This window comes from Desulfobacter sp. (assembly GCA_028768545.1).
Classification (GTDB): Bacteria; Desulfobacterota; Desulfobacteria; order Desulfobacterales; family Desulfobacteraceae; genus Desulfobacter.
The window spans coordinates 4,544,269-4,569,858 of the sequence record CP054838.1; the positions used below are offsets into that span (position 1 = coordinate 4,544,269).

Here is a 25,590-nt window from a genome sequence, read left to right on the forward strand (position 1 = left end):
ATTTTGAACGCCCTCGTCCTGTTTATCCTTTTTTCAGGATTTCAGGCAGACCCTGAAATCTGGCAGCACCTAAAACAATATATACTGCCGGATCTTTTGAAAAATACGGCAATACTGATTTCAGGGGTCCTGCTCTTAACGGCTTTCCTAGGAATTTCCCTTGCCTGGCTTACCTCATTTTATGAGTTTTACGGGCGCCGTTTTTTTGAGCACTTGCTTTTGCTGCCCCTGGCCATTCCGGCATATGTCATGGCCTTTATCTATACAGGATTATTGGACTTTTCAGGCCCTGTACAAAGTTTTCTGAGAAACCATATTCCTCAACTGGCAGGATATTTTCCTGAAATCCGTTCTGCCTGGGGAGTGATTATGGTAATTTCTCTGGCCATATTCCCCTATGTGTTTTTGATGGCATCTTCGGGTTTTCGTTCCATGGGCAGAACCATGATCGAGGCTGCCCAGTCTACTGGTGCCGGACGATTCTACACTTTGTTTCGGGTGACCATCCCCATGGCCAAGCCCTGGATCTTCGGCGGGCTTATACTGGTGTTCATGGAAACCCTGGCTGATTTCGGAGCGGTATCCGTATTTAACGGGCGCATTCCCATTTTCCCGGTTATACCGCTGGCACTGGATTGTGCATGTTTGCCATCTGCTTCAGGCAGTTCCAACGCCCTGCTTTATAAAATGATCGCAGCATAATCATTTTTTCTGCATTCTCCCGATACCAAAAGATGCATGGACCTTTAAGACGTAAATTCACGACTCTCCGAATCGAACTTTCAATAGCACCGCTGCCAATAGGTAAGTTCAACGCTTTTACAGTTGAGAAATTAAGCCTCAGTTCATTGCGCACAAAATAATCCCGTTCCGTCTTGATAGCCTTACTGTTTCTGCCTCTACAAAGCTTCTGGACGGCCTGTACCACCTCAATCGCCTTTCCCTTCAGCAGAAGACCTCGCTGCTTCAATACCCAGCGTTTGCGTTCCTTGGATGACCAGGTCTTCCTTAAGCCTGCTACTGTACCCAGATGCTCAACTGCATGGTAGAAATCGAGAAGTTCATACACACGCTCAGGAGCCAAACCCAATGCTTTTAGCAGTCCGGGGATTCGATTCCAAATCCAATGTGCCCCATCTGCAACAAACAGTATTTTGTCTGAGTTCTGAATATGAAGGGAGTTCAAATAACCCTTTAACAAGTGGAATACACCATCCGGTCCATTGAAACAGCCATCAATAAATGGTGAAAAGCTTTTTTCTTGTTTTCTATGGGCGTCCACTACATAAATGATCAAAAGCTTGGGTTCTCGCCATGCCCCACGAAATCGGGTTCTATCCTTTTGGGTTTTTGGTCCCCTTTTCTTCTCTCTGAGCCGAGTGCGGCCACCATCAGTGCTGATAACGACTCGCCGCCCTTCAAGTAAATCTCCATCATTTAATGGGATTCGGCCCGCTTGTTGTTCGGCTCGAGCCCGCTCTGCGTACCGATAGGTCAGTTTACGGATGACCTTTATACCCAACGTCATCCCACGGTCACAAAGCACTTGACGGACTTCTTCAAAAGAACTTAATAAGGCTGACCAAGAACTCACCATAGAAGCCAAAGCAGGCGAGCAGCGATCATGGATTCCAAGAAGGATTAAGCCAGCGTATGCACCTTTATATCTTTTTCCTTTTCGGCGGTCACAGGACCTTCGATAGTATCGAACATGAATATCAACCGAACTATCTGTACAAAGCTGAATCCAAACTGTCTCAAGCCCTTCGCTTTTCATCCGTCCCGGCCAATTGGACATCAATTCTTTTTCTTGGTCGACCTGTTCAGAGGAATCTACTGAGGCCTGGATCTTTTTTTTAAAAAAAAGGCGCTTATCCGATTTGTATACTCAAGGATTTCCTGCTCCATCTGTTCTAATTCGTTAGCGTTACGAACCAAGCGATTTGGATCTTCTTCCAGTTTTTTGAGGCATGCAAGGACTTCATCAACAGTATTACAATCTTCAGCTTTCTTCATTAGCACAATCCATTTATGTTCATTTCAGCGTAACAGAGGATATCATTCTTTTTGCTCTAAAAGACAGGCCTTTTTAAAACCGGGAAAATGGGAATGCGCCCTATTTAACTATGATACCTTCACAACAGGAGTTTATAAAGCGTGGTATGGATTTTTCTCCATCAATTCAGCATCCCAGCTGGCCTCTATTCTTGTCGTTATTGTTTTGGCCATCTTCATGGCCGAAGCATACGTCAGAAAAAAACAGCAATTTTTTAACACGGGGGGACATCAGGCGTCAGAACGAGCCCCCTTAAACGGCATCAAAGCGGTTCTGGCCTGCAGTTACTGTGGTTTCGTTTTTCTGATGGCCTTTGTCATTCCTGTGCTTCAGCTTGCTGTCTGGACTGTTAAGGCATTTATTATTGAAATCAGCTCACACTATTTCAGGCAGCTATCCAATACCTTCATATTGGGCTTTATGGGTATGGGGTTTACCATGTTTGTGGCCGTTGTTCTGGCCTATTCAAATCGTTCCATGAACGATGCCAAAACAAGTGTGGCTGCAAAATTATCTTTATCCGGCTATGCACTTCCCGGACCGGTTTTGGCAGTTGGTATTATCAGTGTGGTCGGGTTTGCGGACAACGCCATCTTAAGTGGGTTAAACCAGATGGGCATCACTTTGAGCTCCGGTATTTTAAAAGGAAGCCTGTTGTTGCTGCCTCTGTGCTACATGGTCCGATTTTTAACGGCCGGATATAAACCTATTTTCAGTAACATGACCCGCCTGACGCCTTCTATGGATGAAGCGGCCAGGTTGATGAAGGTGTCCGGTGTTAACTTGCTGACCAAAGTCCATCTGCCGCTTATCCAAAAAGGGATCATAACCGGAAGTATTCTTGTCTTTGTAGAGATCATTAAAGAGATGCCGGTGACCCTTATGCTTAGGCCTTTTGGCTGGGATACTTTGGCAGTTAAAATATTTGAGCTGACCTCCGAAGGAGAGTGGGAAAGAGCCGCACTGCCGGCCCTTACCCTGATTTTGGCCGGTATGGTTCCCATTATTTTTCTAACCTTTGTGGGAAGGAGCAAAAAATAGCATGAGTTTGACCATTGAAAAGATCAATAAAACACACGGTCGCCTGGTTGTGGCAAAAGACATTGGATTCAGTCTTAAAAAGGGGGAACTGGGCGCATTGATCGGTCCCAGCGGCTGTGGCAAGACCACCCTCTTAAGAATGATCGCCGGATTTGAAACACCGGATTCAAGACGCATTCTCATCAACGGAACCTCTGTTTTTTCATCCCATACCAACCGACCACCCGAGAACCGCCAGACCGGCATGGTCTTTCAAGATTATGCCTTATTCCCCCATTTAACGGTCATGGGAAATATCACCTTTGGACCGATTAAAAAGCAACAATCGACTATAAAGAAACTGATTCAAATAACAGGGCTTGCCGGATCTGAAAAAAAATACCCCCATGAACTGTCAGGGGGGCAGCAACAGCGGGTGGCCCTTGCAAGAGCCCTGGCCCCTAAACCAGATCTTTTGAGAGGGCGTTCAAAATTCTGTGTCAGTTGAATGAAAGCTGATATACTCAGCTAAATAAGGAGAACTGACATGACCGAAGAAAACACCGAATTTGATTTTCAAAAAGCCCTTAAAGGCATCCAGGAAGGTAAACCCTTCACAGGTAAGGGCGGCGTCCTTACATCATTAATCAAAAATCTTGCTGAAGCTGCTCTTGAAGGAGAGTTGGAGTCCCATCTCGGGCAGGAAGTTTCTGCCAACCGCCGTAATGGAAAAAGCAAAAAGACCATTAAATCCCTGGATGATAAATTTGAGCTAAAAACCCCGCGTGACAGGGCCGGAACCTTCTCTCCACAGATCGTCAAAAAACATCAGACAACGCTCAGCGATGAAATTGAAAGAAAGATAATAGCCCTTTACGGCCTGGGCATGAGTTATAATGATATGGCTTCCCATTTACAGGAAATCTATGGACTTGAGATTTCAAATGCCACTCTGAGCACCATTACCGATAAAATCATCCATACCGTCAAAGAATGGCAGGCCAGGCCGTTGGAAAATGTGTACCCAATCGTATGGCTTGATGCCATACATTATAAAGTACGAGAAAACGGAAAGGTCGGCAGCAAGGCCGTTTACACAATTCTTGGGGTGAATATCGAGGGCCGCAAAGAGGTTCTTGGGCTGTACATATCCGAGAATGAGGGTGCGAACTTCTGGCTGCAGGTGTTAACAGACCTTTCAAACCGAGGGGTAAAAGATATCCTGATTGCCTGTGTTGATGGTCTAAAAGGTTTTCCCGAGGCCATTGAGACCATATTCCCGGACACAGAAGTTCAACTCTGCGTAGTCCACCAGATCCGAAATTCATTGAAATACGTTGGTTCCAAAAATAAAAAGGAATTTATGGCAGATCTAAAACGTGTTTATAAAGCGGTCAATAAGGATCTGGCCGAAGAAGAACTGGATATCTTGGAAAATAAATGGAATGACAAATACCCGATTGTGATAAAATCCTGGCGGAACAACTGGGAACGCCTCAGTCATTTCTTTAAATATCCAGAAGAGATTCGACGGATAATATACACCACAAATACCATTGAGGCTGTGCATCGACAGTTTCGAAAACTGACCAAAACAAAGGGATCATTCCCGAACCAGGACAGCCTGTTAAAGCTGCTTTACATGGGGATCCAGAACGCCAGTAAAAAATGGACAATGCCGATTCAAAATTGGTCACTGACAATTTCCCAGTTGGCAATTTTCTTTGAAGGCCGGCTGGATAAAGAGCTGGGAATTTGATAGGGATTTATTTACAGATGGAAAAGATGGTTCCAGGAACTCCACTCCAGCAAAAATCAACTCCTCCGACGTGGCTGATTGAAGGCCCATTCTCGGACCTGACTTTTACTTCCGCTGGCGCTGAGGCAGATCCGGGAACCGAAACCGTGACACAGAATTCTGAACATTCCCTCTTTTGATGATGGATGAGCCTTTTTCGAATCTGGATGTGGCCCTTAGGGAATCTCTGTCCGAAGAGGTCAGATATATTTTATCCAAATTTAACACCACCGGACTTTTGGTAACTCATAATCAACATGAGGCGTTTGCCATGGCAGACAAAATTGGTGTTATCAAAGAGGGCAAACTGCTTCAGTGGGATACTGCGGATAATCTATATTACCAGCCGGCCTCTGTGGAAGTGGCGCAGTTGGTGGGTGAAGGCGCCTTTTTAAACGGATGGATTTTTCCTTCAGGTGTGGTATCCACAGAAATCGGAAGTTTCAACGGTAATCAGGTGAGCCTGGACAGCCAAAAAAAACGCATCACAATTTTTGTTCGACCGGAAAACTTTATTGTTGACCATCAGTCACCCTATAAAGCCAGGTTGGTTAAATCATATTTCAGGAGGCCTGGTAGATTCTTCACCTTTGAATTGGCAACCGGGGATCAATTCACGGTCCTGGGCAAATGCCCCAAAACCCTTAGCTTAAACAAGGAATATGGAATTTCCATTTGCAATCGACAAGTGTCGCTGTTTGACAGTTTGGATTACAAACCAAAATAGAGGTATTCTCAATGATAGGCAGACATTCTGATTTAAGTGTGTATAAAGAAATTTTCAAGTCCAGTGACTTTATCAAAATTGCAACAGGCGGTCTGTTGATTCCAGTGGCTCTCGGAATTTCAAAAATATCAAACACCACCATGCCTTTTGTGATCACGGCTCTTTTACTGGCCTCTGTTGCCATAAACGGCATTCCTATTGTCATGGAAGCAATTCAGGGGATCATGAAAAAGAAAATTAATGTGGATGAGCTGGTGAGCATTGCCATCATCGCCTGCCTGGCCAATGGAAATTTTCTGGAAGCGGCAACGGTCAGCTTTATCATGGTGTTCGGGTCAATGATTGAGGAAGCCGTCAGTGATAATGCCAGAAAATCAATTCAAAGCTTGATAGAGGTAACCCCTGATACGGCAATTTTACTTAAAGACGAGAATGAAATTGAAACGCCTGTTTCCCAAATAGCCATTGGCGATCATGTGCTGGTCAGACCCGGGGAGGTAATCCCGGTTGACGGGTCAATCTTTGAGGGGCAAACCGCTGTGGATGAATCCTCATTAACAGGGGAATCCATACCCGCAAACAAATATAAAGGAGATGATGTCTGCGCCGGCACCCTTAATCTGGATGGATTCATCAGAATAACCGCTCAAAAAATCGGCCGGGATTCAACCATCGGTAAAGTCATAGGTCTGGTTAAATCCGCCGAACAGACCAAAGTGGACAGTGCACAAATCGTGGACAAGTATGCTGCCTGGTTTACCCCGTTCATTCTTTCCATTGCCATTTTAACCTATCTGTTAACCAAGGAAATAGACAGGGCCATCGCTGTTTTAATTGTCGGGTGTCCCTGCTCCTTTCTTTTGGCAGGTCCGGTTACCTCTGTTGCTGCAATCGGCAGGGCGGCAAAGGCGGGAATTTTGGTAAAAGGAGGTCAATACCTTGAAAGAATCGCCGCTGCCAAAGGCGTTTTTTTTGATAAAACAGGCACATTAACCACAGGTGCGCCCCAGGTTGTTGAAGTGATTGAGACGGCATCTTATGATCAGAAAAAAATTATTGAGCTGGCAGCCCGGGTGGAGTTGGGGAGCAAACATCCCCTGGCAACAGGCATTGTACAAAAGGCAAAAGACTTTGGAATTCAAATCGTTTCCGCCCAAAAAATTAAATATGAAACCGGTGTGGGTATATCCGGTATGGTTGACGGTAAATCGGTAAGAGTTGAAGCCTGCAGCGACTCACCCTTGTTCAACAGAGAGATGACCTTTGTAACGGTTCTGGTCGATACCATTGTGGCAGGGCATATTGGTATCTTTGACCAGCCCCGGCCTGAAGCCAGGCAAGTTACAGACAGGCTCAAAAGGAATGGCCTTGATCTTGCGGTTATCTCAGGAGACCATGAGCCTGCCGTTAAAGCCATTGCAGAGGATATTCATATTGAAACATACCACGCCAGGCTCAAACCGGGTGAAAAAATGAAATTCATTCAGAATTATCAATCCGGCAAGCTCGTTTATATTGGAGACGGCATAAATGATGCCCCAGCCTTAAAAGCAGCTACGGCATAAATGATGCCCCAGCCTTAAAAGCAGCTGATGCTGGAATTGCAATGGGACTTAGAGGCTCTGATGTTGCCCTTGAAACGGCGGATATCGTTCTCTTGAATGACCGGCTGGCCCTGCTTCCGTTTCTTATTCAGCTTAGCCGCCGGATGAGCCGAACCATTAAATTCAATATCGGCCTGAGTTTGGGGATAAACCTGATATCTATCATTTTAAGCGCGGGTGGTCTTTTAACCCCCATTCTTGGTGCAGTTTCCCATAATATCGGGTCTATCGCTGTGGTGCTGATCTCAGCATCTATCTCGTTCATGAAAACAGAAAATGAATGAAACCATTGGCTCTTTTGGTTGGGAACATCTTTTATTAAAATACTCCCGGACGATATCATATCGGATTTGATTAAAGCCTTCCGTCTGTATGAAAAAGACGTGTCAGACCCCGCTCAATGCATGAAATTTGGCCGAAATATTAATGCTGTTTTTCGTAAAATACAATATGGCTACAACTCTGTTAAGGTTTTTCTATGGGACCTTTCCATTTCTATAGATTTAAAAAAAGCCTATCCCTTTCATTGGATTGACAGCCAATCCAATGAAAGGGAACAAACCTTCCCGTGCACCGGCATGGAAAACTATATTTCCATGCCGATTAAAACAAAGGATAGTATCAGGGTTTTCTCTTGTCTCTGAGGATGCTGTTTGAAATCACGATGCGCTGGATTTCACTGGTCCCTTCGTAGATGGTAAACACCCGGGCGTCCCGGTAGAAACGCTCTACCTCATAGTCCTTGGTAAATCCGTATCCGCCGTGGATCTGGATGGCGCGAGCCGTGACCTCGTTGACCATTTCAGAGGCAAAGAGCTTGGCAATGGAGGCCTCCCGGGTATAATTTCCCCCCCGATCCTTGGTGGAAGCTGCTGAAAAAATCAATTGGCGGGCCGCTTCGATCTGGGTGGCCATGTCTGCGATCTGAAACCTTATGGCCTGGTGCTTGGTGATGGCCACCCCAAATTGTTTCCTTTTTTTGGCATATTTGACGGCGGCATCAAAGGCGGCCTGGGCAACCCCAAGGGATTGGGCGGCAATCCCGATCCTGCCGCTGTCCAGTCCTGACATGGCGATCTTGAACCCGTCCCCCTCTTTTCCAAGAATCTGGACGGACGGCACCCGGCAGTTCTCAAATATGAGATCTGTGGTGTCCGAAGCCCTCAGCCCCATCTTATCCTCGTGATGCCCGACAACGAGTCCGGGCGTCCCCTTGGGGACGATAAAACAGGAAATGCCTTTATGGCCGATACTTTCATCGGTTTTAGCCGTCACCAGGACCACTGAGCTGTTCTCACCCGAAGTGATAAACCGCTTGGTTCCGTTGATGATATAATCATCCCCGTCCCTGACGGCCGTGGTGTCCTGGCTCACAGGGTCGCTACCGGCATCAGGCTCGGTCAGGGCAAAGGCCCCAATAATCTCCCCCGAGGCCAGGGGCAGTAAAAATTCTTGTTTCTGCTCTGGTGTGCCGAACTTATTCAGGCTTTCGCAGACAATGGAGTTCTGTACCGACATGACCACCGAGGTGGAGGCACAGGAATAGGCAATTTCCGACAGGGCCAGGACATAGGATACTGCGTCGGCTGCTTCTCCGCCGTATTCTTCCGGAATCATCATGCCCATAAGGCCGAGCTCACCCATCTGTTTAAAATTTTCTGCGGGAAATTGCTTTGTTTTATCCCGTTCACTGGCCGTGGCCGCAATCACTTTCCGGGAAAATTCCCGGACCATGTTCTGGATCATCAATTGTTCATCAGTCAGCTTGAATAGCATATCAACTCCTTCTCAAATACCTAATTTAACGGTACTCATATACATCTATGAATTAATTCAAAAAATCAGGGCGCATAAACAACCACAATGAGCTGGGCATCTGCTTGCCCCACATTGCGCAAGTCATGCTTGATTCCTGAATTGAAATGAAGGGAGTCCCCTGGTTTCAGGGTATTGACATGGTCCCCCACCTGGATTTCAACCTGGCCTTCGAACACATAGGCAAACTCCTCGCCCTCGTGCTGAAAACCGACGCCCTCGTGGCTGGCGCCGGCTTCCACCACAATGCGAAAGGCCTTTAAATGCTTGTTTTCCGCCCCAGGTGTCAGAGGCGTGTAGGCATAGTTATCTGTCCGTTTGGTATAGGCATTTGACCGCTCTTGCTGGGTGTCCTCTTGTTCCTTGAGCAGAAATCCCGAATCCAGGTGAAGGGTTCTTGAAATTTGGAGCAGGGTCCCCACTGAGGGACGCTGCTCACCATTCTCTATTTTTTTGATGAATTCCTTTGATAATCCGGTTTCATTTGCCATGGTATCCAGGCTGATCTTCTTGTCCAGCCGGGCTTTTCTGATCCGTTTTCCAATGGGAGTCATTGTCTTCTTTTTAGCCATTTCATCTCCAATAGTCTGAGGGTGATCAAACTCCATCTTTGACGTCAGTGCCGGGTTTAAAGCACTTCCGGTCTAAAAATTCATATGAATACTAACACTTGGCCGCCTTGTCCCATAAGGAACTAATCAACCACCTCTATCCAGTTTTCCGTATCTTGGGCTTTTCCATATTGAATGGCGGTCAGGGCATCATAAAATTTCATGGAGGTCTTGCCCGGAGTGCCGTCGCCAATGTTCATCACCTTGTCACCGTAACGAATCTCACCCACAGGGGAAATCACGGCAGCGGTCCCGGACCCGAAGACCTCGGTGAGATGTCCTGTTTCATGGGCCGCAAAAATTTCTTCAATGCTGATCTTTCGTTCAGAGACCTTCATGCCCCATTTTTCAGCCAGAGCCAGGACAGAATACCGGGTGATGCCGGGTAAAATACTGCCGTTAAGGCTGGGGGTGATCAATTCATCATCAACGATGAAAAAGATATTCATGGCCCCGACCTCTTCAATATATTTCATTTCAATGGCATCCAGCCACAGCACCTGGGCATACCCTTGTTTTTTGGCCTTTTCTCCGGCATAGAGGCTGGCAGCATAATTTCCTGCGGTCTTAAATTCGCCTACCCCGCCGCGCACCGCACGGACATGGTCATTGGAAACCCATATTTTCACAGGATTAAGGCCCTCTGAATAGTATGCCCCGACCGAAGAAAGAATAATAAAAAATTTAAAGGTATAAGAAGATCTTACCCCCAAAAAGGGATCGGTGGCAATGATAAAGGGCCTTATATACAGGGAGGTGCCCAGGGTTTCGGGAATCCATTTTTCTTCGAGCTTAAGGAGCTGTTTTAAGGCATCCATGATAAAATCAATATCAACCTCAGGAATGCAAAGCCCCTTGGCAGACTGATTCATCCGGGCAAAATTATCCCTTGCCCGAAAAAGCTGAACTTTTCCCTCGGGTGTTTTATAGGCCTTAAGCCCTTCAAAAATGGCCTGGCCATAATGAAATATCATGGCAGCAGGAGACATGGAGAACTCGGCATAAGGCTCAATACGGGGATCAAGCCAGCCCTTGCCTTCTTCATAATCCATTACAAACATATGGTCGGTAAACACCGTACCAAACCCCAGGTCAGCATCCTTGGGCCGGGTTCCTGTCTGGTTCGCCCGGGTTACTTTTATCTCCATTACGCCTCCATCTTCATTTAACTTAAATTTGATATTATTATTGATGCGCCATTTCCTGTCCAATCAGGACAGGCGTTATCTGCAAAACTTTATATTAAGATATTCAAAAGGTTAAAGCAAAGGGATTTTACCCTGAAAATGAATAAAAAAACAGAATAAAACGTTAGGCCCTTAACCCACATATTTCACAAAGCGGTTTTGCCTTAGCTGCAAGGCACAGACCGAGAAGCCGTAGTCCTTTACTGCGAGCGGACTGTAACCCAGCAGATGAGGTAAAACGCTTTGCCCGGAGGGTGAGGTTTTGTATAATGGAAAACGACTAAAAAAAATGACACAAGCAATTGTAATAATATAACTTTTTGGCAAAATACTTAAAATTTCATGAAATATTCAGGTTAAATTTTTTGTCCGCCTTAATTCATCCCGGGTCCTTGAGAGATATAATCCCAAATACATTTGATTAAAGTCCAATCCTGTCTTATGATATAAAAATATCTAAAAATTCATTTCGCATTAAAAACAAATTCATCCATTTCAAGGGGGAAACATGGGAAAACTCATCAAGGAACAAGAAGACAAAGGCCGGCTGCATATTGATACGCCCATGCTGGGCGAATCCCTGGTCAGCAAAGAATTTTTAAAAACCACGGAATCCGGGGAATACTTCAGGATGCACCCGGATATCAATGTATTGAAAATCGGCGGACAAAGCATCATGGACCGGGGAGCCAAGGCTATTTTCCCCATTGTGGATGAACTCATCCGCCTCAAAGATGAACATAAATTACTGCTCATGACCGGGGGCGGCACAAGGGCCCGCCATGTGTATAACATCGGGGTGGACTTGGGCATGCCCACAGGGGTGCTCTCTAAACTCGGGGATAAGGTCTCTTCCCAGAATGCGGTCATGCTGTCAGTACTTTTGGCCAAACACGGCGGGGTCAGGATCGGTCACGGGGATCATTTGGAACAATTGACCATGTTCTGCAAACAGGGCCATCTGCCCATCACCACAGGCATTCCTCCCTATGGTTTTTTTGAACACCCTGCCGAATTCGGGTCCATCCCGCCCCATAGAACAGACTGCGGCGCCTTTTTACTGGCGGAAAATATCGGTGCCAAATCTTTGATCTACCTCAAAGATGAAACAGGACTCTATGAAAAAGATCCCAAAAAGGCTGGCAAAAAGGAGAAACTTGAATTTTACGATAAAATTTCTGTTGATGATCTCATTGAACTGGACCTGGACGATCTCATTCTTGAACGGCCCATTTTAAATATGCTTAAAAATGCAAAATGCCTTAAAGAACTCCAGGTCATTGATGCCCTGCGCCATCCTGAAAAGATCAGGGCCGCATTAAAAGGAGAGCATGTAGGCACCATTATTCACAAATAAAAATATCTAAAAACCTTAAAGTCCGGGCCGGCTGATAGAAAAAGTCGGCCCGGCCCCTTGTGAACGCTACATATTTCCGTCCTGATTTCCAGTGCCGTGTTTGGGCAGATAAATGATCTGGGCCCCAGTCTCCTTTGCAATCAGTTCCAATTCATTTTTCCGGATATGTTTGGTATAGATTTTCACCTCTTTTCCGCTAAGACCCACAACACGGAATCTGGCCTTTTTTTCGCCTTTTTCTATTTTCCGTCTTTCCCTGACAAATATTTTGCTCATGGTTCCCTCCTTTAATTGGAAACAATAATATGGTATGAAATGACCATATTTTATATTTCATATATATATCCTTAAGGGATATATGTCAAGGAGCTATATATGTCAAAAAAAAACAGACCCGGATCCGGCCGCCAGGAAAGGTATATCCAGGCCTCCATTCTTCTAGGCCTTGTATCTGCCCCCTCTTACGGATATGAACTCATTTCCACCATCCAGTCATTCGGATTCATCCAGGGCACAGCACCGCCGGGCATGATTTACCGCCATCTCAGGCAGATGGAAGAAGACAATCTGGTTAGATCGGAATGGGAAACCAAGGAAGCCGGAGCTGCCAAACGGACCTACACCATCACGGATGAAGGCCGTGAAGTCCTGGATCTGTGGATTCAAGTCATGCAGACCAATGCAGACAGACTCAATAAATTCATTGGGATGTTCCAGGAAAAGACCCGCCTTGGATGAACTCAGCCAAGGCGTCCTTTAAGGCATCCTTTACTGAAAAAGCGTTCCCACCGCCTCATCCACCGAGGCCTCGTCTGCCAGATGGGGCACGGTGATCTGATCATTGTTGGGATTCTTTTGATTGTATTCCATGGCCACCTGTCTGGCATTGGGATTGCCAGCCCAGTTTCTCCGGGCCACACCGCCCATGACATCCCAGAGCATGGCAGATTTGATGATGGCATCCACGCGTTCACTGCCGTCCAGGACCAGGGCGAACCCGCCGTTAATGGCATTGCCGATCCCTGTGCCCCCGCCGTTGTGGAGGGAGACCATACTCATGCCCCTGGCGGCATTTCCAGCAAAACAATGGGTGGCCATGTCAGCACAGACATTGGACCCGTCATAGATATTGGCCGTTTCCCTGAAAGGAGAATCCGTACCTCCTGGATCATGGTGGTCACGGCCCAGCATGATGGGGCCTAAGACCTCTTTGTTCCTGACCATTTCATTGAATCTCAGGGCAATGGCCACGCGGCCCCCTGCATCCTGGTAGAGAATCCTGGCCTGGGACCCCACCACCATCTTGTTCTTTTTGGCATCTCTGATCCAGACGTAATTATCCCGGTCTTCGGCGCGTCTGTCCGGATCAATACAGGACATGGCGGCCTGGTCTGTCTTGTCCAGGTCCTGAGGAACCCCGCTGAGGCAGACCCAGCGGAAGGGGCCGTATCCATAGTCAAAAATCGGTCCCATGATATCTTCAAAATAAGAAGGATAGACAAACCCGTCCTTGGCATCTTTACCATTTTTGACCACCCCAACTACGCCTGCATCAAAAACCGCCTTGAGAAAGGCATTGCCGTAATCAAAGAAATAGGTGCCTTTAAGGCAAATCTTTTCAATGAGTGCATAATGTTTTTTAAGGCTTTCATCCACCAGAGCCTTGAATTTTTTCCGGTCCCGGGCCAGAAGATCCGTCCTTTCCTCAAAGCTCATTCCGGCCGGACAATATCCCCCGTCATAGACCACATGGCAGGAGGTCTAATCGGACAAAAGATCCACCTTAAGGTCTTTTTCATTTAAAAACTCAATCAGATCCACCACATTGCCGTGATAGGCAATTGAGGTATTTTCCTTTGCAGCCACAGCTTTTTGGGCGGTGTTGTAAACAACGTCAAGATCATCGGAAACAATATCCACCCAGCCTTGTGAATGGCGGGTCTTCACCCTTGAATAATCCACTTCAGCAGTAATGGAAACCGCCCCTGCGATCTTGGCGGCCTTGGGCTGGGCACCGCTCATTCCGCCAAGGCCGGAAGAAACAAATAAAAGGCCTGAAAGATCCTTGCCGTCTGCCACGCCGCACATTTTTCTCCCCGCATTGAGCAGGGTGTTGTAGGTGCCGTGAACAATGCCCTGGGGACCGATATACATCCACCCGCCTGCCGTCATCTGGCCATAAGAAGAAACCCCCATTTGAACCGCGATCTCCCAGTCTTCCGGGTTGTCGTACAGCCCCACCATCAGACCGTTTGTAATCACCACCCGTGGATTGTCAGGTGAAGATTTGAACAGCCCTAAGGGGTGTCCTGACTGCATGACCAGGGTCTGGTACTCGGTCATGTTTTCCAGATATTTTTTGATTAAAAGATATTGCATCCAGTTCTGGCAGACCGAACCGGTTTCACCGTAGGTCACCAATTCATAAGGATAAAGGGCCACATCAAAATCAAGGTTGTTGTCAATCATCACCTGGATGGCCTTGCCTGCCAGACATTTTCCCTTGTATTCATGAACGGGTTTGGCCCGGATCTCTCCCTGGGGCCTGAACCGGTACCCGTAAATCCGTCCCCGGGTCTTAAGCTCCTCCAAGAATTCGGGAATCAGGGTCTCATGAAGGACTTTGGGCACATAGCGCAGGGCATTTTTCAAGGCCTGGACCGTCTGATTCCGGGTCAGGCCCGGTAAAATATAGTCAAAGCAAACTTGTATATACAAGCTTATACAATCTTCATATTCATGTGTCAAGGAATGTCTTTTATTCATTTTTTCATATTCAGCATTCCTGATTTTATCTCCTGAAATATCAAAGCCGCCCAAATTTCTTTACCTGGTAAAAATCATTAGTCTTGCATTTCAATACAAAGAATGCCTTTTATAGACAAAATTTAATTACAAATTGAATGAAACATTATGGTTCATCCGATTAATGCGTACCTTTTATTGTGAAGGTCCAAAAGTTTCAACCTGAAAAACTCCGAATCCCTGTATCCATAAGCTTTCCGTTTCATGGTTTTTATCTTGTTATTTGTCCCTTCTAAAGGACCTGTAGATATCCTGTAATCATAGTATGAAAGGATTCTTTGCCTGTGCACAGCCAAGGTCTTGGCAAATTTCATCAACATTGGAATTTTGGAAATATTGGCCAGATTGATCCAATTGCTGACTATCTTTTCAGCGAGGGCGTTCAAAATTCTGTGTCAGTTGAATGAAAGCTGATATACTCAGCTAAATAAGGAGAACTGACATGACCGAAGAAAACACCGAATTTGATTTTCAAAAAGCCCTTAAAGGCATCCAGGAAGGTAAACCCTTCACAGGTAAGGGCGGCGTCCTTACATCATTAATCAAAAATCTTGCTGAAGCTGCTCTTGAAGGAGAGTTGGAGTCCCATCTCGGGCAGGAAGTTTCTGCCAACCGCCGTAATGGAAAAAGCAAAAAGACCATTAAATCCCTGGATGGTAAATTTGAGCTGGAAACCCCGCGTGACAGGGCCGGAACCTTCTCTCCACAGATCGTCAAAAACATCAGACAACGCTCAGCGATGAAATTGAAAGAAAGATAATAGCCCTTTACGGCCTGGGCATGAGTTATAATGATATGGCTTCCCATTTACAGGAAATCTATGGACTTGAGATTTCAAATGCCACTCTGAGCACCATTACCGATAAAATCATCTATACCGTCAAAGAATGGCAGGCCAGGCCGTTGGAAAATGTGTACCCAATCATATGGCTTGATGCCATACATTATAAAGTACGAGAAAACGGAAAGGTCGCCAGCAAAGCCGTTTACACAATTCTTGGGGTGAATATCGAGGGCCGCAAAGAGGTTCTTGGGCTGTACATATCCGAGAATGAGGGTGCGAACTTCTGGCTGCAGGTGTTAACAGACCTTTCAAACCGAGGGGTAAAAGATATCCTGATTGCCTGTGTTGATGGTCTAAAAGGTTTTCCCGAGGCCATTGAGACCATATTCCCGGACACAGAAGTTCAACTCTGCGTAGTCCACCAGATCCGAAATTCATTGAAATACGTTGGTTCCAAAAATAAAAAGGAATTTATGGCAGATCTAAAACGTGTTTATAAAGCGGTCAATAAGGATCTGGCCGAAGAAGAACTGGATATCTTGGAAAATAAATGGAATGACAAATACCCGATTGTGATAAAATCCTGGCGGAACAACTGGGAACGCCTCAGTCATTTCTTTAAATATCCAGAAGAGATTCGACGGATAATATACACCACAAATACCATTGAGGCTGTGCATCGACAGTTTCGAAAACTGACCAAAACAAAGGGATCATTCCCGAACCAGGACAGCCTGTTAAAGCTGCTTTACATGGGGATCCAGAACGCCAGTAAAAAATGGACAATGCCGATTCAAAATTGGTCACTGACAATTTCCCAGTTGGCAATTTTCTTTGAAGGCCGGCTGGATAAAGAGCTGGGAATTTGATAGGGATTTATTTACAGATGGAAAAGATGGTTCCAGGAACTCCACTCCAGCAAAAATCAACTCCTCCGACGTGGCTGATTGAAGGCCCATTCTCGGACCTGACTTTTACTTCCGCTGGCGCTGAGGCAGATCCGGGAACCGAAACCGTGACACAGAATTCTGAACATTCCCGGAAACAATGGGATTCATGGACGGCCCCTGGCCCACAAAGGGATTCAGGCCAGGCCCGGCGGTTGGAGAAGAAAGAGCGCCCGGCACGGCAGCCCCGGGTCCGCACATGATATGGCCGTAAAAAAGATGATTGTCCCAGAGCCGCATGCAGATGGTCCCCTGGTGGCCCAGTTTCCTGGCAAAGGCCTCCACCTGCCCTGCAAGCTCCACCTCGGTCATGCCTTCTGTCAAAAGAGAAGGCACCATGGCCGCCACCTGGTCAGCCCGGGTACAGGCCTGTTGGATACAATTAATCTCAAACTCAGATTTCACGGCCCGCTGAAGACGGATGTCAGTAGAAATATCTAAAATTTTTAAATTTTCAAAAATCTGTTTGAACATCAAATAGGTATTGGCCGGCATCACATCCAGCTCAAGCCCCATGGGGCCTTTTAAACGGATTCCTTTCTGCCCGAGCACCTGGGGTATCTGCCGGGGACTCATCAAAGAAATAATATGTTCCAACCCGGATTCGGCCTCGGCCCGGTCCAGGTCCTTGAACACCATGAACAAAGGATCTCCCTGGTCCGGGACAAACAGCCACCCTTGCTGGGTGGTGCCGGTATAATAAAACCTGTCCGCCTTCTGGACAATAAGGGCGCAGCCCAGTTGGTTTTGGGCCAAAATCGCCTGAAGGCCCTTTATTCTGTGATCAATCTCAAGTTTTGGTACCAGCTGCTGATACGGAGAATCCATAACATGCCCCCCCAAAAAAACAGCAGCAGACAAAACTCTTTTTTGCCTGCTGCCGGAAAGTCGATTGCGAAATGTCAATCAAGGATTAATAATCATAAAACCCTTTATTGGTTTTCCTGCCCAGCCAGCCGGCTTCCACATATTTTCTGAGCAAAGGACAGGGCCTGTATTTGGAATCTTTAAACCCGTCGTACAGGGTTTCCATGATGGCCAGACAGGTGTCTAAGCCAATGAGATCGGCCAGGGCCAAAGGCCCCATGGGATGATTCATGCCCAACTTCATCACCGTGTCAATATCTTCGGGCTTGCCCACGCTCTGGTAGAGACAGAAAACCGCCTCGTTGATCATGGGCATGAGGATGCGGTTGGCAATAAAGCCTGGATAATCATTGGCTTCAGCCGGGGTTTTCCCGAATTTTTCAGACAGATCCCAGGTCAGCTTGAATGTCTCTTCAGAGGTGGCAATCCCTTTAATAATTTCCACAAGTTTCATCAAAGGCACAGGATTCATAAAATGCATGCCAATGACCTTGTCAGGCCGCTTGGTCTGGGCTGCAATCCTGCCGATGGGAATGGAAGAGGTGTTGGTGGATAAAATCACATGGTCGGGACAGATCTCGTCCAAATCCCTGAAAATCTTAAATTTAAGGTCTTCTCTTTCCACGGCCGCCTCGACCACAAAATCCGCCTGGGCCATGTCCCTAAGGTCGGTGGTGGTTTTTATCCGGCCTAAAATGGCATCCTTGTCTGCCTGGCTGATTTTTTCTTTTTTCACCAGACGGCCCAGGGATCCTGCAATGGTGGCCATGCCGTTTTCACAGAATTCAGGCTTAATATCGCTCATGATCACAGCAAGTCCCGCAGCGGCAGCCACCTGGGCAATGCCGTTACCCATCTGTCCTGAACCGATCACACCAAAGGTCTTTACATCCATTTTATTATATCTCCTCGCAGTCTATTTATGATTAACGATTCAAAACAAGGGCCACGGCTTCTCCGCCACCAAGGCAGAGGGAGGCAAGGCCGATATTCTTATCCTGCTTTTCCATTTCATAAAGCAAGGTGGTGAGCACCCGGGCACCGGATGCACCGATGGGATGGCCCAAAGCCACGGATCCCCCGTTGACGTTTACCTTTGAAGGATCAAGTTCCAAAACCTTGTTAATACCGGCAGAGGTGCCTGCAAAGGCCTCGTTGACCTCGAACAGGTCAACATCGGATATGGATATTCCCTGTTTTTTCAAAACCTTGGGGATGGCGTAAATGGGCGCCATAAGCACGTATTTCATATCAATTCCATAGGATGCCTGGGCACCGATATGGGCCATGATGGTACACCCCAGTTCCTTTGCCCTTTGCTCGCTCATGACCACAACAGCCGAGGCCCCGTCGGAGATAATAGAGGCATTGCCTGCCGTGCCCACCCCGCCCTTTTTAAAGGCCGGTCTCATCTTGGCTAAAAGGTCATAGGAGGTATCCTGGGGGCATTCATCCGTATCAAAAATGATGGGATCCCCCTTGCGCTGGGGAATGGACACGGGCATGATCTCATCTTTAAACCGGCCCGAAGCAACGGCCACATTGGCCCGGGCATAGGACTCGGCTGCAAATAAATCCTGATCCTCCCGGCTGACCTCCCACTTTTCAGAGCAGAGTTCGTTGGACATGCCCATGTGAAAATCATTGACAATATCCCAGAGCCCGTCATGGATCATATGGTCTTCTATGCGTCCCGGCCCCATGCGGTGTCCCCACCTGGCCTTGTCCATATAATAAGGCGCGCGGCTCATGGTTTCCATGCCGCCGGCCACCACTACATCGGCATCTCCGCACTGAATGGCCTGGGCGGCCAGCATCACCGCTTTAAGGGAGGATCCGCAGACCTTGTTGATGGTGATGGCTTCCACCTCCCAGGGAAGGCCCGCCTTGACTACGGCCTGCTTGCCCGGATTCTGACCGTACCCGCAGGGCAGCACCTGGCCCATGATGCACTCGTCCACCTGTTCACCTTCAACTTTGGCACGCAACAGGGCTTCTTTGATCACCATACCTCCCAAATCCGTTGCCCCGATCTTGCTCAATGATCCGCCGAAACTGCCCAGGGGGGTTCTTACGGCGCTGACGATGACGGCTTTATTCATAGGATATCATCTCCTTTATTGGGTTTTTGACTCATCATTAAAAAATATCTGTATTACATATTCCGCCGGTATTTACCACCCACTTCATACAATGCCTGGGTAATGGTGCCAAGGGAACAGGTCTTCACAGTTTCCATGAGCTGCTCAAACATGTTGCCCCCGTTAAGGGCGGTTTGCTTGAGAGCCTCGATAGCCGGATCCTGATCGTCTGCATGGGCGGCCTTAAACTCAGCAAGGCGCTCTAACTGGGCATCTTTCTGGTCATCGCTGGCCCTTGCAAGCTCCAAATGATTGGCCATGTCTGCATAATCGGCATCCGGGTCTTCAAAGGTGTTCACCCCGACAATGGGATGCTTGCCCGTATGTTTAAGATACTCGTAGTACATGGATTCTTCCTGGATCTTACCCCGCTGGTATCCGGTCTCCATGGCGCCCAGTACCCCGCCCCGTTCCGTGATCCGCTGGAACTCCATTAAAACGGCCTCTTCCACAAGGTCGGTGAGTTCATCCACAATAAAGGATCCCTGAAGAGGATTCTCGTTCTTGGCAAGGCCCCACTCCCGGTTGATAATCAGCTGGATAGCCAGGGCACGGCGGACCGATTCAGCCGACGGGGTGGTAATGGCCTCGTCAAAGGCATTGGTGTGAAGGGAGTTGCAATTGTCGTAAATGGCACACAGCCCCTGAAGGCTGGTCCTGATATCGTTGAACTGCATATCCTGGCAGTGAAGTGAGCGGCCAGACGTCTGGATGTGATATTTAAGTTTCTGGGCCTTTTCATTTCCGCCATATTTATATTTCATGGCCACGGCCCAGATCCGTCTTGCCACCCTGCCAATCACCGTGTACTCGGGATCCATGCCATTGGAAAAGAAGAAAGAAAGAGAGGGGGCAAAATCGTTGATATCCATGCCCCGGGACAAATAATATTCCACATAGGTAAACCCGTTGGCCAGGGTCAGGGCCAATTGGGTAATGGGGTTGGCACCGGCCTCGGCAATATGGTAGCCGGATATGGAAACCGAATAAAAGTTTCTCACTCTATGATCTATAAAAAACTGCTGGATATCCCCCATCATCTTCAGGGCAAATTCAATGGAAAAAATACAGGTGTTCTGGCCCTGGTCTTCTTTTAGAATATCGGCCTGGACCGTGCCCCGGACATTGGACATGGCAAAGGCTTTAATTTCAGCGGCTTCTTTATCATCGGGCTGCCTGCCCTGTTCTTCAACAAACTTGTCGGTCTGCTGGGCAATGGCCGTATTCATGAACATGGCCAGCATCATGGGGGCAGGTCCGTTAATGGTCATGGAAACCGAGGTATTGGGGGCGCAAAGGTCAAACCCTCCGTACAAAATTTTCACGTCATCCACAGAGCAGATGCTCACGCCTGAAGTCCCGATCTTGCCGTAGATATCCGGCCTGGGATCCGGATCAAACCCGTACAGGGTGACTGAATCAAAGGCGGTGGACAATCTTTTTGCAGGATAGGCAGAAGAGAGCAGTCGAAACCGGGCATTGGTATCCGCGGGCCCGCCCTCCCCTGCAAACATCCTTGTGGGATCTTCGTCTGCCCGTTTTAAGGGAAAAACGCCGGCGGTATAGGGAAAGCTGCCGGCAAAATTTTCTTTGCGCATCCAGGCATACTGCTCCCCAGGATCCTTGAACCCAGGAACTGAAATTTTTGAAATTTTTGAATGGGACAAGGATTTTGAATACAAGGGCAGCCTGAATTCTTTGTCCCTGACATGGTATACCAGTTCATCCTTTTGATACATTTTAGTAGACTGCTCAAAATCGGCCACCAGCTCGTTGGTCTCTCCGGCCACCCGCCGGTCTGTCTCAGCCACGGCCGCCTTGAGCTGGTCAAGCTCGCTTACATCCTTGTCCTCAAGGGCTTTGATCGCCTCTTCAAGATGCCATCGCTGGCGAACGGCATCTGCCTGGGCCCTGGTTTCCTCATGGTATTCGTGCACCGTGTCTGCAATTTCAGCCAGATACCGTGTCCGTTCCCCGGGGATGATAATGGTTTTGGAGGAAGATTCCTTTATCCCGGTCCTGGGGATGGAGGAGGTGTATTCAATCTGTTTTTTTTCTGAAATCTGATCCAGAAGACAATGGTAAAATGCTGTGATCCCGTCGTCGTTAAATTTGGATGCAATGGTGCCGAATACCGGCAGGTCCTTGGGATCCTTGTTCCAGGCCTTGCGGTTGCGCTGAACCTGTTTGCGCACATCCCTGAGGGCATCTTCGCTTCCCTTTTTTTCGTATTTGTTGACCACCACGATATCTGCATAATCCAGCATGTCGATTTTTTCCAGCTGGGAAGGGGCGCCGAATTCAGCTGTCATCACATAGACGGAAAGATCCACCAGATCCACCACCCTGGAATCCCCCTGGCCAATGCCTGCGGTTTCCACAATGACGATATCGTAGCCTGCGGCCTTGGCCACTTCAATGGCAGGGGCAAGGGCTTCGGGCAGCTCAGTCTGGGAACGCCGGGTGGCAAGGGATCGCATATAGACCCTTCCGGTCTCTATGGAGTTCATCCGGATCCGGTCCCCGAGCAGGGCCCCCCCTGTTTTTCGCCGGGACGGATCACAGGAGACAATGGCGATATTCACCTCGGGAAGATCCCTTAAAATCCGGTTGATCAGCTCGTCCGTGAGGGAGGACTTGCCGGCCCCGCCGGTTCCGGTAAGGCCGATCACCGGGACCTCTTTGTCCGAGGCCTTGTCACGGATATTGGCCATAATCGTTTCCAAACGCCCATCTTTCAAGGCACAGGCCTCCTGGACCGCGGAGATGAAGTTGGCGGTTACCCGCTTGTTGTCCAGGTTTAAGCCGTCATAATCCAGATGATCAAAATCAACGCAAGGGTTATCCATGGTTTGAACCATATCGTTGATCATACCCTGAAGCCCAATATTGGCCCCGTCTTCGGGAGAATAAATCCGGGTTACCCCGTAGGCGTGCAGTTCGTCCATTTCAGAAGGGATGATGACCCCGCCCCCGCCCCCAAAAATCTTGATGTGGTCGGCCCCTTTTTCCTGGAGAAGGTCCACCATGTATTTAAAATACTCCACATGGCCGCCCTGGTAGGAGGAGACTGCAATGCCCTGGGCATCTTCTTCAATGGCCGCATCCACCACTTCGCTGGCAGACCGGTTATGGCCGATGTGAATCACCTCGGCGCCCGTGTCCTGAAGAATCCGCCGCATGATATTGATGGACGCATCATGGCCGTCGAAAAGGGAGGTGGCAGTTACAATCTTGACTGAATTTTGGGGGGCATATACTTCAGGTTCTGTACTCATAACATCTCCTTCTTTATAATACCGAAAAGTTTGACTAAACTAAACAAAGTTTATATCCACTCAGTAGTGTCCGGTTAGGTTGTTGCATATAAAAAGCATCTAAAATCATTAAAAAAACAGTCTGTTTTGTGTTGACAAATGTGCGTAAAAATTTTTGTGCGCCTTGAAAATTTAACTCAAGGAGCTCAAATGACGCACATCTCAGTCCCTAAAAAACAACTACGGTCCCTGAACTTTGACAATTTCAGGTGCCCTCTGATAAAGTCACTTTCAAAAGCACCGGAATTACAATCTCGAGGAGACCGCCCTTTAAAAATGACATTCGAAGACCAGATAAATGCTTTGGTTTATTTCCATCTTCAGGAGCACAAGTCTGCCCGACATTTAATTCAGGATCTCAAGGAGAATGTTTTTGCTAAAGAAAATATTGCGCCAGACGGTGGTATCAGCCGTAGTAGTTTCTGTGAAGCCATCAATCACAGGGGACTCGAACAACTGCAATTTATCTTTGAGGATCTTTATAAACAGGCTCTTGAGTGTCATCCGGGTGAACACGCCGAGTTAGGAGAGTTGGTTTCCATTGACGGTAGTCTCATAAATGCAGTCCTTTCAATGCACTGGGCGAACTACAGAAAAGGAAGTAAAAAAGCCAAAGTACATTGCGGATTTGACATTAATCACGGAATCCCAAACAAAATCTTTTTGACTGAAGGCAACGGCGCTGAACGCACTTTTGTTCCCAAAATACTTTCCAAGGGGCAAACAGGTGTTATGGATCGTGGATATCAATCCCATAAAGAATTTGACCTGCTTCAGGAGCAAGGCAAACATTTTGTCTGCCGTATAAAAACCAGGACAACAAGAACAATTATTGATAACCACGAGACCCCTTCCGACAGCTACATTTTTTATGATGCACTGGTTAAACTTGGTACTCCGAATCAAAACCAGACGAAAAGGCCTGTTCGGGTTGTTGGCTATAAAATTGCTGGCGTCAAATACTATGTGGCAACTGACAGTTGCATGATTTAACAGCGGAACAAATAGCAACAATTTATAAACTCCGGTGGACCATTGAGGATTTTTTCAAATGGTGGAAAGAACATCTGAAGGTATATCATCTCATTGCCCGCAGTGAATACGGCCTTATGGTTCAGATTCTTGGCGGCCTTATCACTTACCTGTTACTGGCAATCCATTACCAAAAACAGTTTAATGAAAAGGTCACGATCAAAAGAGTTCGGCAGCTGCGAACCGCCATTCTAAATGACCTGTTTGGCTGCGAGGAGCAGGGCTCTCATAGTTCAAACAGGGACAATATTGTCAAAGATCAAAAAATTATTGAGCAAGCAAAAACCTAACCGGACATCACTGATATCCACTATTTAGTGGCATATATCCTTGAAAAAATAAATACAAATTTTATTTTTATTGATTTTTTTTCAAAAGAAAAAAAGAGGAGCCGCTTTTGATTTTGAGAAGAGCCTTAGTACAAAAGGCCGAGGATGAAATCGGTCTGAATTGAAATATACTGGTCCAGGGTAAAATTCTTTTTCATATGCCAGCGTCTAAAGGCCCACATCTGGCCGATGACCGAAATATTGTGGCCCACCAGGTTGATGATCTTTTCATCCAGTACGGGGAAATTATGTTTTCCTGACATGGTTGCCAGGGTCTGGATAAAAATATCCGTGATATTGAGTTCATTGACCAGAACCCGTTCCTTCCATTTATCCGGCAGAAACTGGGTGACCTGGTACATGAGCAGGATATGATCGGCCATTTTATCACAGACGATAAAATACTGGCAAATCACCTGGGCCAATTGTTCTTTTTCCTTTGAACTTGCGGACAATGCCGCCTCTACCGCATCTTTCACCTCTTCATGGATGGCCTTGCAGACCAGATAGAGCAGGTCTTCTTTAGAACTGACATATTCATACAAGGAACCAATGGAAAAGCCGACGGCTTTGGCAATCATCCGGGTGGTGGTTTTATGGTAGCCATGCTCAATGAACAGCTTTACCGTTGAATCCACAATATGCCGCCGCCGTTCCCGGACAAGCTCAGGATTTTTGATCTGGGTGGGAACTTCAGCCTCGCTATTCACAATCATTTTTTTGGGTGCCAAGGGTAACTCCTTAATTGTTTGGCAAATTATCTCGAACGAGCGCTCGATCTTTTATTTTTTGACATGGTTATGCCCGATTGTCAAGGAATTATCCGGCCCAGCGGTGTTCTCCCTGGTGGACAAGGCTCAAGATTAGTGATAAATTTATTTTCATACCCAGCATTAAAAAAATCAACCCCCATAATTGGGACGAATTTTATGAAGACCATGGCTTCCTGGATCAGGAAATTGAACTGGAATTTTCTTATTTTTTTATGCATCATTCCGGGCTTGACCCCCTTTACGCCGCCCCATTTATTTGAAAAGCTGGACCTTGTTTTCCAGGGCCGGCTGATACGGCCAATCGATTGGTTTGACCTTATTTTCCACGGCCTGCCCTGGTGTCTGGCCTTTGTCAAAATCTGTCTTCAGGCCCAAAAAAAATTCTCCAACCGCATCAAAAATTCGCCGGGTCCATAAGTC

21 protein-coding genes and 3 pseudogenes are annotated in these 25,590 nt (G+C 47.2%); 12 read left to right on the forward strand and 12 right to left on the reverse strand.

Annotation, left to right across the window (positions count from 1 at the left end):
• The first annotated feature begins 3 nt into the window (after window positions 1-3).
• Window positions 4-702 carry an iron ABC transporter permease gene (locus HUN05_22100; GenBank protein WDP87490.1) on the forward strand — a complete coding sequence of 233 codons (699 nt, stop codon included), beginning with the start codon at window positions 4-6 and terminating at the stop codon, window positions 700-702.
• Here the strand turns inward: HUN05_22100 and HUN05_22105 are convergent.
• Window positions 617-1,777, reverse strand: coding sequence for a hypothetical protein (locus tag HUN05_22105; protein ID WDP87491.1), 1,161 nt, complete (start codon window positions 1,775-1,777; stop codon window positions 617-619). The two genes, HUN05_22100 and HUN05_22105, sit on opposite strands and share 86 nt — an antisense overlap.
• Window positions 1,778-1,963: 186 nt before the next feature.
• Here HUN05_22105 and HUN05_22110 point away from each other — a divergent pair, with 186 nt between their 5' ends.
• The 6 genes from HUN05_22110 to HUN05_22135 all read left to right on the forward strand — a co-directional run bounded on the left by HUN05_22110 (window position 1,964) and on the right by HUN05_22135 (window position 7,489).
• Window positions 1,964-3,097, forward strand: a complete 1,134-nt coding sequence (locus tag HUN05_22110) for an iron ABC transporter permease (GenBank protein ID WDP87492.1) — start codon at window positions 1,964-1,966, stop codon at window positions 3,095-3,097.
• A 1-nt stretch (window position 3,098) separates the two neighbouring features.
• Complete coding sequence (locus HUN05_22115; protein ID WDP87493.1) at window positions 3,099-3,584, forward strand: ABC transporter ATP-binding protein; 486 nt, start codon at window positions 3,099-3,101, stop codon at window positions 3,582-3,584.
• 39 nt (window positions 3,585-3,623) lie between these two features.
• A complete protein-coding gene (locus HUN05_22120; GenBank protein ID WDP87494.1) occupies window positions 3,624-4,835 on the forward strand; it encodes an IS256 family transposase in 1,212 nt (403 codons plus the stop codon).
• A 310-nt stretch (window positions 4,836-5,145) separates the two neighbouring features.
• Entirely contained in the window at window positions 5,146-5,601 is a 456-nt protein-coding gene (locus HUN05_22125) for a hypothetical protein (GenBank protein ID WDP87495.1), read from the forward strand.
• Window positions 5,602-5,612: 11 nt separating this feature from the next.
• Window positions 5,613-7,166 carry a cadmium-translocating P-type ATPase gene (gene cadA, locus HUN05_22130; protein WDP87496.1) on the forward strand — a complete coding sequence of 518 codons (1,554 nt, stop codon included), beginning with the start codon at window positions 5,613-5,615 and terminating at the stop codon, window positions 7,164-7,166.
• Between the two features lie 41 nt (window positions 7,167-7,207).
• Complete coding sequence (locus HUN05_22135) at window positions 7,208-7,489, forward strand: cation-translocating P-type ATPase (protein ID WDP87497.1); 282 nt, start codon at window positions 7,208-7,210, stop codon at window positions 7,487-7,489.
• A gap of 337 nt (window positions 7,490-7,826) precedes the next feature.
• Here HUN05_22135 and HUN05_22140 read toward each other — a convergent pair whose 3' ends face one another.
• The 3 genes from HUN05_22140 to HUN05_22150 form a co-directional block, all read right to left on the reverse strand.
• Complete coding sequence (locus HUN05_22140; protein WDP87498.1) at window positions 7,827-8,981, reverse strand: acyl-CoA dehydrogenase; 1,155 nt, start codon at window positions 8,979-8,981, stop codon at window positions 7,827-7,829.
• A gap of 65 nt (window positions 8,982-9,046) precedes the next feature.
• Window positions 9,047-9,592, reverse strand: coding sequence for a helix-turn-helix transcriptional regulator (locus tag HUN05_22145; protein WDP87499.1), 546 nt, complete (start codon window positions 9,590-9,592; stop codon window positions 9,047-9,049).
• Between the two features lie 122 nt (window positions 9,593-9,714).
• The gene (locus HUN05_22150; protein ID WDP87500.1) at window positions 9,715-10,779 is read right to left on the reverse strand and encodes a branched-chain amino acid aminotransferase; all 1,065 of its coding nucleotides are present in this window, start codon (window positions 10,777-10,779) and stop codon (window positions 9,715-9,717) included.
• A gap of 547 nt (window positions 10,780-11,326) precedes the next feature.
• Between HUN05_22150 and HUN05_22155 the strand changes: the two genes are divergently transcribed.
• The gene (locus HUN05_22155; GenBank protein WDP87501.1) at window positions 11,327-12,175 is read left to right on the forward strand and encodes a uridine kinase; all 849 of its coding nucleotides are present in this window, start codon (window positions 11,327-11,329) and stop codon (window positions 12,173-12,175) included.
• Window positions 12,176-12,241: 66 nt separating this feature from the next.
• On the opposite strand, the gene HUN05_22160 is transcribed toward HUN05_22155, so the two are convergent.
• Window positions 12,242-12,451 (reverse strand): hypothetical protein, encoded by a 210-nt coding sequence (locus HUN05_22160; GenBank protein ID WDP87502.1) that lies wholly within the window; start codon window positions 12,449-12,451, stop codon window positions 12,242-12,244.
• A 99-nt stretch (window positions 12,452-12,550) separates the two neighbouring features.
• Here HUN05_22160 and HUN05_22165 point away from each other — a divergent pair, with 99 nt between their 5' ends.
• Window positions 12,551-12,913 (forward strand): helix-turn-helix transcriptional regulator, encoded by a 363-nt coding sequence (locus tag HUN05_22165; GenBank protein ID WDP87503.1) that lies wholly within the window; start codon window positions 12,551-12,553, stop codon window positions 12,911-12,913.
• A gap of 30 nt (window positions 12,914-12,943) precedes the next feature.
• On the opposite strand, the pseudogene HUN05_22170 reads toward HUN05_22165, so the two are convergent.
• Together HUN05_22170 and HUN05_22175 are read right to left on the reverse strand one after the other, a co-directional pair.
• Window positions 12,944-14,941 (reverse strand): annotated as a pseudogene (locus HUN05_22170) (urocanate hydratase).
• A 152-nt stretch (window positions 14,942-15,093) separates the two neighbouring features.
• Window positions 15,094-15,366 carry a transposase gene (locus HUN05_22175; protein ID WDP87504.1) on the reverse strand — a complete coding sequence of 91 codons (273 nt, stop codon included), beginning with the start codon at window positions 15,364-15,366 and terminating at the stop codon, window positions 15,094-15,096.
• A 56-nt stretch (window positions 15,367-15,422) separates the two neighbouring features.
• Here HUN05_22175 and HUN05_22180 point away from each other — a divergent pair.
• Window positions 15,423-16,633, forward strand: a pseudogene (locus HUN05_22180) (IS256 family transposase).
• A 105-nt stretch (window positions 16,634-16,738) separates the two neighbouring features.
• Here the strand turns inward: HUN05_22180 and HUN05_22185 are convergent.
• From HUN05_22185 to HUN05_22200, 4 genes are all read right to left on the reverse strand, one after another.
• On the reverse strand, window positions 16,739-17,539 hold the full coding sequence (locus HUN05_22185; GenBank protein WDP87505.1) for an aminopeptidase P family N-terminal domain-containing protein: 801 nt from the start codon (window positions 17,537-17,539) through the stop codon (window positions 16,739-16,741).
• A gap of 85 nt (window positions 17,540-17,624) precedes the next feature.
• Window positions 17,625-18,473, reverse strand: coding sequence for a 3-hydroxybutyryl-CoA dehydrogenase (locus HUN05_22190; GenBank protein ID WDP87506.1), 849 nt, complete (start codon window positions 18,471-18,473; stop codon window positions 17,625-17,627).
• 31 nt (window positions 18,474-18,504) lie between these two features.
• Window positions 18,505-19,680 (reverse strand): acetyl-CoA C-acetyltransferase, encoded by a 1,176-nt coding sequence (locus tag HUN05_22195; protein WDP87507.1) that lies wholly within the window; start codon window positions 19,678-19,680, stop codon window positions 18,505-18,507.
• Window positions 19,681-19,733: 53 nt separating this feature from the next.
• Window positions 19,734-22,997 carry a methylmalonyl-CoA mutase family protein gene (locus HUN05_22200; GenBank protein WDP87508.1) on the reverse strand — a complete coding sequence of 1,088 codons (3,264 nt, stop codon included), beginning with the start codon at window positions 22,995-22,997 and terminating at the stop codon, window positions 19,734-19,736.
• Between the two features lie 189 nt (window positions 22,998-23,186).
• Here HUN05_22200 and HUN05_22205 point away from each other — a divergent pair.
• Window positions 23,187-24,358, forward strand: a pseudogene (locus tag HUN05_22205) (IS4 family transposase).
• 125 nt (window positions 24,359-24,483) lie between these two features.
• Here the strand turns inward: HUN05_22205 and HUN05_22210 are convergent.
• The gene (locus HUN05_22210) at window positions 24,484-25,113 is read right to left on the reverse strand and encodes a TetR/AcrR family transcriptional regulator (GenBank protein ID WDP88187.1); all 630 of its coding nucleotides are present in this window, start codon (window positions 25,111-25,113) and stop codon (window positions 24,484-24,486) included.
• Window positions 25,114-25,335: 222 nt separating this feature from the next.
• On the opposite strand from HUN05_22210, the gene HUN05_22215 reads away from it, so the two are divergent.
• On the forward strand, window positions 25,336-25,587 hold the full coding sequence (locus HUN05_22215; protein WDP88188.1) for an RND transporter: 252 nt from the start codon (window positions 25,336-25,338) through the stop codon (window positions 25,585-25,587).
• Window positions 25,588-25,590 lie beyond the last annotated feature (3 nt).